The sequence below is a fragment of the Brachyspira sp. genome, assembly GCF_050873525.1.
Lineage (GTDB): Bacteria > Spirochaetota > Brachyspiria > Brachyspirales > Brachyspiraceae > Brachyspira.
Map to the genome: position 1 here is coordinate 1 of NZ_JBNMIZ010000333.1, position 1,584 is coordinate 1,584.

General features: G+C 31.5%; 2 protein-coding genes. Both read right to left on the reverse strand.

Annotated elements, in window-relative coordinates; genetic code table 11:
* Window positions 1–49: 49 nt before the first annotated feature.
* The gene (locus tag ACR0QS_RS13145) at window positions 50–820 is read right to left on the reverse strand and encodes an amino acid ABC transporter ATP-binding protein (protein WP_432633904.1); all 771 of its coding nucleotides are present in this window, start codon (window positions 818–820) and stop codon (window positions 50–52) included.
* Window positions 804–1,454 carry an amino acid ABC transporter permease gene (locus ACR0QS_RS13150; RefSeq protein WP_432633905.1) on the reverse strand — a complete coding sequence of 217 codons (651 nt, stop codon included), beginning with the start codon at window positions 1,452–1,454 and terminating at the stop codon, window positions 804–806. Before ACR0QS_RS13150 ends, ACR0QS_RS13145 begins: the two co-directional genes overlap by 17 nt.
* Between the last annotated feature and the right edge of the window lie 130 nt (window positions 1,455–1,584).

Sequence of the window (1,584 nt, forward strand, 5' to 3'; positions counted from 1 at the left end):
ATCTAATATTATAAAATTAGAAAAAAATTTTGTTTAATTTTATAAAAATTTATTTATGAAAAATCTTATTAAGAAAATCAATTATTCTTTCGTTTTTCTGATTATTAAAAAAATTATTCGAGCTATCCATCGCCACAATTTTTCCGCCGTCCATAAAAGCTATATTTGTGGAAAGTTCCCGCACAAAACTAATTTCATGGCTTACAACTATCATAGTCATTTTTTCTTTGGCAAGTTCTTTCAAAACGGATAAAACCTCGCCTATAAGCTCTGGGTCCAATGCAGAAGTAGGCTCATCGCATAAAAGTATTTCGGGTTTCATGGCAAGCGCTCTCGCAATGGCGACTCTCTGTTTTTGTCCGCCCGATAATTCGTTTGGATAGCTTTCGCTTTTGTCTTTAAGCCCCACTCTATCCAAAAGTATTAAAGCCTCTTCAATCGCTTCTTCTCTATTAATTTTTTTTACTATAATCGGAGCTTCTATAATATTTTCTAAAGCGGTTTTATGCGGAAATAAATTGAAATGCTGAAATATCATTCCCATTTTTTCTTTTCGTTTCATCATTTCGGCATGCGATAAATTATTTTTTTTATCCGCGGTTTTTGAAAATAAAATTTCGCCGTCTATATAAACTTCGCCGTAATCGGGACTTTCTATTTGAATTATATTTCTAAGAAGAGAACTTTTTCCTGCTCCCGAAGGTCCTATAATCGAAAGTATATCGCCTTTATGAACATCGAAAGAAACTCCGTTTATCGCGGAAATATTTTTATAAGATTTTTTTAAGTCGACTACTTTTAAGTTAATTTCTGATAACATATTTTTTCTCCAACCGCCTAAAAATTAGAACCAAAACCGAAGTGAAAGCCAAATATATTATCCCCGCTATAACGAAAGGCATCAATTTAAAATCTCTCGTTAATATTTCTCTCGCATGAAGCATCAAATCTCCTATTCCCAAAACTATAACAAGCGCCGTATCCTTTACCAAATTAATCGCTTCGTTCGACAACGGAGGCAAAACTCTTCTAACCGCTTGAGGCAAAATTATTCTCGTCATAATCTGTCTATGATTCAAATTAAGAACATAAGCCGCTTCAAACTGCCCTTTTTCTATACTTTCTATGCCCGCTCTGAATATTTCCATAAGATAAGCGGAATAATTTAAAATAAAAGTTATAGCCGCCGAAGTAAAAGCTGGAAAAGCTATAAAATTATTAGTCATTAACGGAAGCCCGTAATAAAAGAAAATTAATTGCAATATTAAAGGCGTTCCTCTGAATATCCAAGCGTATATATCGAAAATATATCTTACAAATTTTGGAGCGCTGAATTGCAACGCGGCAAAAAGCATAGACAAAGGCATTGAAAATAAAGCCGTTACAAAATAAAGGCTTAAAGTCGTATATGTTCCTTTAAGCAAATAAATAGTCGTGGATATTATATATTCCATAAAGCAAAATAAAACCGATAAAATTATTATTAAATATTTGAATAGATTTTATTATAATATTATTCATAAAAATTTTCAATTATTATTTTTCATTTATACGAATAATTATAAACAAAAAGGAGATAATGCA